The 2,823-nt window shown below is 54.8% G+C and carries 2 protein-coding genes and 1 pseudogene; all 3 read left to right on the top strand.

Annotated elements, in window-relative coordinates; genetic code table 11:
* Positions 1-333: pseudogene (locus tag WMO23_RS11100) on the top strand (ketol-acid reductoisomerase); the annotation flags it as partial.
* A gap of 108 nt (positions 334-441) precedes the next feature.
* The gene (gene ilvB, locus WMO23_RS11095) at positions 442-2,142 is read left to right on the top strand and encodes a biosynthetic-type acetolactate synthase large subunit (RefSeq protein ID WP_081638966.1); all 1,701 of its coding nucleotides are present in this window, start codon (positions 442-444) and stop codon (positions 2,140-2,142) included.
* Positions 2,142-2,645 carry an acetolactate synthase small subunit gene (gene ilvN, locus WMO23_RS11090; RefSeq protein WP_020311428.1) on the top strand — a complete coding sequence of 168 codons (504 nt, stop codon included), beginning with the start codon at positions 2,142-2,144 and terminating at the stop codon, positions 2,643-2,645. Before ilvB ends, ilvN begins: the two co-directional genes overlap by 1 nt.
* Positions 2,646-2,823 lie beyond the last annotated feature (178 nt).

Below are 2,823 nucleotides of genomic sequence, written 5' to 3'. Positions count from 1 at the left end.
GAAACCTTCCATGAAATGAAGTTGATCGTCGACCTCATGTACGAAGGCGGCATGGCTAAGATGCGTAAATCCATCAGCGACACGGCAGAATACGGCGACTACACAGCCGGCCCGCGCGTCATCACGCAGGATTCCAAGAAAGCCATGAAAGCTGTCCTCGACGACATCCAGACCGGTGCTTTCGCTAAAGATTGGCTCCTCGAAAACAAAGCCGGCGGCCGCGCTCACTTCCTCGCTATGCGCCGTCAGCACGCTGAACATCCGATTGAAAAAGTCGGCGCTAAACTCCGCGACATGATGCCGTGGCTCCACAACAACGACCAGAACGACTAAGTAAGATCCGTTCATCGCAGGCCGTTCGTCGTTCATCGAAAAGGACGATGAATGGCCGCTTCGATGAACGAACTACGACAAACGATGAACGATATTAAGAGGTGAATGATGATAAAAATGACAGGTGCAAGGGCAGTGCTGGAATGTTTGAAACGGGAAGGCGTCGACGTCGTCTTCGGCTATCCCGGAGGGGCCATCCTGCCACTATACGAAGAAATGTATAAAGACAACTTCCGGCACATCCTTACCGGTCATGAACAAGGAGCGGTCCACGCTGCAGACGGCTACGCCCGCGTTACCGGCCGGCCCGGCGTCTGCATCGCCACGTCCGGACCAGGGGTATGCAACATGGTTACGGGCATTGCTACGGCCAACATGGACTCTATCCCCATGGTCATCATCAGCGGACAGGTCCCGACGGGCCTCATCGGCCGCGATTCCTTCCAGGAAGCCGATATTTCCGGCATTACGTCGCCCATTACCAAGCACAACTACCTGGTAAAGAACGCCGCTTCTATCCCGCGCGTCCTGAAAGAAGCCTTTTACATCGCATCGACAGGCCGGCCCGGTCCAGTCCTGATCGATATTGCCAAAGACGCCCTGGAAGCGGAAATCTATTTCCAATATCCCGATAAAGTCCATCTGCCGGGCTACGTCGTCGAAACAACTGGACAAGCTTATGACATCGACCGGGCTGTCGCCATGATCCAGCACAGCCAGAAACCGGTCTTCCTCGTCGGCGGCGGTGTCATCCTGTCGGAAACGACGAAGTATCTCGAAGACATCGTCAATACGACGAAGATTCCCGTCGTCACGACACTCATGGGCAAAGGAGCCATCCCCGATTCTCACGAACTCCATCTCGGTATGGGCGGGATGCACGGCTCTTATGCATCGAACAAAGCCATCTCAGGCTGCGATCTGCTCATCGCCTTAGGGGCCCGTTTCGACGAACGCCTGACCAGCCGAGCCGATACGTTTGCTCCCAATGCACAGATCATCCATTTTGAAATCGATGATGTCGAAATCGACAAGATCATCGACATCGACTTAGGCATCAAAGGGGACCTGCGTTGGTCCCTGCCCATTTTCGCCAAGAAGCTGAAAGAAGGCGCCTTCGATTATGGAGCCGCCTTTGCCGATTGGCGTCATGAGGTCCTGGCCATGAAGAAAAGCCACCCCTTCGCGACGCCGCCGCGTCCAGGCTGCATTTCACCCCAGTCAATCTTCGCCGCCGTCCGGGACATCACCCGGGACGACGATACCGTAGCCATTACCGACGTCGGTCAGCATCAGATGTGGGCAGCTCAATTCTTCACGACGGATGAGCCGAAACACTTCATTTCTTCCGGTGGTCTGGGCACGATGGGCTTCGGCCTGCCGGCTGCCCTCGGTGCCAAAGTGGCCTGTCCCGAAAAAACAGTCGTCGTCTTTTCCGGCGACGGCAGTATCCTCATGAACTGTCAGGAATTCGCGACCTTGTCGGAATACGGCATCGACGTGAAAGTCATCGTCTTGCACAACGATACGCTGGGAATGATCGTCCAGCTCCAGGATTTCTTCTATAACCACCATTATTCACAATGCACTTTGAATAAGCGCAAAAACCTGCCCATGCTGGCCGAATCGCTGGGCGTCAAAGGATACGCCATCGAAAAACAGGACGATTTAACCCCCGTCCTGAAAGAGGCCTTTGCCCATAAAGGGCCGGCCCTGGTCGATATCCGCATCTCGCCGGAAGAACGGGTATACCCGACAGTTCCCGGCGGCAAAGCATTGAGTGACATGATTTTAGGAGGTGACGCCTGATGAGAAAACAGCATCTGGCTATTTTGTCCGATAATAAACCGGGCGTATTGACACATATTGCTGGCCTGATCAGCCGCAAGGCCATCAACATCGAATCGTTGACCGTCGGTTATACGGAAGAACCAGATGTGTCGCGCTTCAATATCGTCATCAGCATCGAAGACGATAAAGAATTGAAGCAGACCATCAGCCAGCTGGCCAAGCTCATCGACGTCATCAAGATCATCAACCTCGATGAAGCGCCCTTCATCAGCTACGAACTGGCCATGATCAAGGTCCGCTACGACACGCCGCAAGTCCGCGACGAGCTGGCCAGCCTGGCCAACCTGTTCCACGCCAAAGTCGTCGATGTCAACTTGAACTCGCTCATCCTCCGCGTTACAGGACGCGAAGACCACGTCAATGCCCTCATCAAGGTATTGTCGCCATATGAAATATTAGAAATCGCCCGGACCGGGACCATTTCCCTCTCACGAGGACTCGTACCGGTCAAGGCGATGTAAAAAAGGAGCTGTCGCATCGCGACAGCTCCTTTTTTCTGTAGGGGCGCCCACGTGGGGCGCCCGTCCACGCAAATCGACCACGGGATTCTTACATATGCCCGGCGGGCTCGCCCTCTACAGTGGTCCGTTTCAGCAACCGTCCTGCCATTCCTTGTAGTCATGGCCTGACGGGCTGAAA

Source organism: Megasphaera intestinihominis (genome assembly GCF_040096415.1).
GTDB lineage: Bacteria > Bacillota > Negativicutes > Veillonellales > Megasphaeraceae > Megasphaera > Megasphaera intestinihominis.
The sequence above is the reverse complement of the archived record's forward strand: the minus strand, read 5'-3'. Positions and strand labels throughout refer to the sequence as shown.

Coding starts and splice junctions, on each gene's coding strand:
- ilvB (WP_081638966.1), top strand. CDS start 442: ATGATAAAAATGACAGGTGCAAGGGCAGTGCTGGAATGTTTGAAACGG.
- ilvN (WP_020311428.1), top strand. CDS start 2,142: ATGAGAAAACAGCATCTGGCTATTTTGTCCGATAATAAACCGGGCGTA.